The sequence below is a fragment of the Frankia sp. AgKG'84/4 genome (genome assembly GCF_023242965.2).
Taxonomy (GTDB): domain Bacteria; phylum Actinomycetota; class Actinomycetes; order Frankiales; family Frankiaceae; genus Frankia.
On sequence record NZ_JALKFU020000570.1, the window covers coordinates 1 to 3,375 of the forward strand.

The following is a 3,375-nucleotide window of genomic DNA, read 5'->3' on the forward strand; positions in this document are numbered from 1 at the left end:
GCGCGAAGGGCGCCGCCGGTGGCTTCGACGTCCCACAGGCCGTCGCGGCCCGCCAGTCGGGCGCGGCGCAGCAGCCAGCCGGCGACGGGTCCATCCGCCGGGGCCGCCTCGGTCACAGCGGGTCCCATCGGGATGCCTCCGGGCGCTCGAGGTCAGGTGGGTGGCGGGCCGCCACGGCGCCGCGGGGGCGACCGTGGCGGCCCGGTGTCGGGTCAGTGGTGTCGGGTCAGCGGTGTCGGGTCAGGAGAACAGCTTGTCGAGGGCGCTGGTCGTGCCGGTCGGGTGCAGTGTCCAGTAGCGGCCAGAGCCGGTCGGGGAGAACGACACGCCGGTGATGCCCTTCGCGACCACGGTGACCGTGCCGGTCGCGACGATCGGGATGACCGGCGCGTCGGCCGCGATGAGCTCCTGTGCCCTCTTGTAGGCGGCGGTCCGCTCGGCGGAGGTGGCCCGCAGCGCGTACGTCGTGTTCGTCGCGTCCACCTCCGGCGAGGACCACAGTGGGTAGTTGTTTGCCCCGCCGGTGGTGGCCCAGTAGCCGACCGTGATCTTCGGGTCGTCGGTCCAGGCGGACCAGTTGAACAGTTCCATGCCGGCCGGGCCGGGCTTCGCGCCCTTCGCCGGGGTGGAGCGGGAGTTCAGCACGTCGAACAGGCCGGCCTGGGTCTGCGGGGTCAGGGTGGTGGTGATGCCGATCGACTTCAGGGCGCCCTGGATGAGCAGGGCGGTGTTCGTCTGGTCGACGTCGCCCTCCAGGTAGTGCAGCGGCACGTTGATCTTCGGGTTGCCGGCGTCCGTCATCAGCGACCTGGCCTTGGCCAGGTCGGTGTCGTACTGCTTCCAGGCCGGGGTGTATTCGGGCGCGGTCGACGAGACGATGCTGTAGTCGCGCTCGCCCCGGTCGAAGATGACGTTCTTGAGGATCTGCTGGTAGGGCAGGGCGTAGCCGATGGCCTGGCGCACCCGCTTGTCGCCGAGGGCGCCGACCTGGTCGGCGGGGCCGGCGGTGATGGCGAACATGTCGAAGTTGCCGGTCGTCGCCCACGGGACGGACAGGCCGTCCTCCTCCAGGCTGTTGATCTGCTCGTTGGTCATGCCGTACTCGCCGACGTCGATGTCGCCGCTCTGCAGCAGCGACGGCACGCTGCCGGTGGTGATGCGGATCTTCACGGTCGGGTAGCTCGGCGCGGGCGCCCAGCTGTTCGGCACGGCCGTCAGCTCGACGTCGACGCCGGGATGGCGGGCGGAGATGTAGTACGGGCCGGTGCCGGCGGTGTTCGCGCGCAGCCAGGCCGCACCGACCGGGTCGCTGGCGCGCAGGTGCGGCTTGACGGCGTCGGCGTCGATGATGCTCATCTGCGCCTGGGTGAACAGCGCCAGCGCGGTCGGGGTGACCGGCGTCGGCTTGCCGTCGGCGGTGGTCAGGTCCAGCTTGACGGTCATCGGGTCGACGATGTGGATGGCGTCGGGGCTCTGCACGCCGATGGCCTGGATGTCAGGGCCCTCGGGGGTCTCGAAGATCCGGTCGAAGCTCCACTTGACGTCGTTCGCGTCGAGGGTGTTGTTCGAGCCGTGGAATGTCACGTTCGGCCGCAGGTGGAAGGTGATCGAGTTGTTGTCGGTCGTCCACGAGGTGGCCAGGTAGGGCTTGACCTTCGCGCCGTCGTACTTCAGCGAGCCGTCGGGCTGGGTGCGAAACGCCGGCGCGAGCAGCGACTGGTAGACGTTGCGGACCAGCGAATGGTCCTGGCTGGTGGCGGTGTTCGGCGGGTCGAGGCTGGTCACGTCGGCGGGCCAGGCGGTGCTGATGACCGTCGGGTCCGCCTTGGACGCGGTGGTCGAGCCGCCGCCGGAGGATGACGAGCAGGCGCCCGCCGCGAGCAGCGGCGCGAGCCCGGCCGCGACGAGGACGGCCGTCCCGCGACGGTGTCTGCCGGTGCCGCCGGTGGCGGTCCCCTTGATTCTGGGCATGGCTTCGCTGATCTCCTTGAGACTGTGCGGTGAACGTGACGGAGTGAAGGCGTTCAGGGCGCGAGGGTGACCTTCGGCGATGAAGGGGCGCCCGCGGTGATCGGGCAGTCGACGGTGTGGGTGGCGGACAGGGCGACGGTCGGCGGGTAGCCGTCGTCGCAGGACGGTTCGGCGAGCGGGCAGCGGCCGACCAGGCGGCAGCCGCGGGGCAGGTCCACCGCGCTGGGGATCTCCCCGCGCAGCCGGAAGCGGGTGCGGGTGCGCCCGTACTCGGCGACGGGCGCGGCGGAGAGCAGCGCGCGGGTGTAGGGATGGGTCGGCCGGTCAAGCACCTCGGCGGCCAGGCCCCGTTCGACGATCCGCCCGAGATACATGACGGCGATTTCGTCCCCCAGCTGGCGCACGGCCGCCAGATCGTGGCTGATCAGCAGGTAGCCGAGGCCGTGTTCGCGCTGCAGCCGGCGCAGCAGCGCGAGGACCTGGCGTCGCACGGACACGTCGAGGCTCGCCGTCGGCTCGTCGAGCAGCAGGAATGTGGGGCGCACGGCGAGCGCGCGGGCGATGACGACCCGCTGGCGCTGCCCGCCGCTGAGCTGGCGGGGGTAGCGGTCGATGAGGTGGGGGTCCAGGCGCACGTCGGCGAGCAGTTCGTCGATGCGGGCGCGACGCTCGGGGGCGGCCGCGCCGGTGTGCAGGCGCAGCGGCTCGTCGAGGGCGGCGCCGACGGTCAGGCGCGGGTTGAGTGCCGAGTTCGGGTCCTGGAACACGAGCTGGATCTCGCCGTACGCGGCCCGCAGCCGCGCCCGGCTCATCGCGCTCACCGACCGGTCGCCGAGGCGCACCTCGCCGGCGTCGGGTTCGACGAGGCGGGCGACGCACCGCGCGACGGTGGACTTCCCCGACCCGCTCTCCCCCACCAGCGCGAGCGTCCGCCCGGCGGTGACGGCGAGGTCGATGCCGTCGACGGCGGTCAGCCAGCGGGCCCGGCCCCGCTCGGCGACACGGAACCGCTTGGTCAGGCCGCTGACGGTCAGCACCGTCGTGGTCATGGCGACTCCGGTTCCGCGCGGCTCGCGGCCAGCAGGTCGCGGGTGTAGTCGTCGACGGGGGCGGTCATGACCTGCTTGACCGATCCGGTTTCGCGGACCTCGCCGGCATACATCACGACCACGTCGTCGCAGGTCTCGGCGACCACCCCGAGGTCGTGGGTGATCATGAATGTGGTCATGCCACCGTCCCGGGTCAGCTCGACGACGAGGTCGAGGATGTCGGCCTGGATCGTCACGTCCAGGCCGGTGGTGGGCTCGTCGAGGACGAGCAGCTCGGGCCGCCGGCGACGCCGATCGCCATCGCGATCGCGGTCAGATAGACCGTGGCCCACAGGCCGCGCAGCACCGGCTCCGC

General features: G+C 71.8%; 3 protein-coding genes. All 3 read right to left on the bottom strand.

All coding sequences use genetic code 11. The annotated features are described in order from the left end of the window. Positions 1 to 240 precede the first annotated feature (240 nt). Genes MXD58_RS23330 through MXD58_RS30440 form a run of 3 tightly spaced genes read right to left on the bottom strand, consistent with a single transcriptional unit; the run spans position 241 to position 3,256 of the window. Positions 241 to 1,971, bottom strand: a complete 1,731-nt coding sequence (locus tag MXD58_RS23330) for an ABC transporter substrate-binding protein (protein WP_248837962.1) — start codon at positions 1,969 to 1,971, stop codon at positions 241 to 243. 53 nt (positions 1,972 to 2,024) lie between these two features. Beyond that, a complete protein-coding gene (locus tag MXD58_RS23335) occupies positions 2,025 to 3,020 on the bottom strand; it encodes an oligopeptide/dipeptide ABC transporter ATP-binding protein (RefSeq protein WP_248837961.1) in 996 nt (331 codons plus the stop codon). After that, positions 3,017 to 3,256, bottom strand: coding sequence for an ABC transporter ATP-binding protein (locus MXD58_RS30440; protein WP_284678788.1), 240 nt, complete (start codon positions 3,254 to 3,256; stop codon positions 3,017 to 3,019). Before MXD58_RS30440 ends, MXD58_RS23335 begins: the two co-directional genes overlap by 4 nt. Positions 3,257 to 3,375: the final 119 nt, after the last annotated feature.

Excerpts from the sequence above, each read along its gene's own strand:
- MXD58_RS23330 (WP_248837962.1), bottom strand. The coding sequence starts at position 1,971 with ATGCCCAGAATCAAGGGGACCGCCACCGGCGGCACCGGCAGACACCGT.
- MXD58_RS23335 (WP_248837961.1), bottom strand. The coding sequence starts at position 3,020 with ATGACCACGACGGTGCTGACCGTCAGCGGCCTGACCAAGCGGTTCCGT.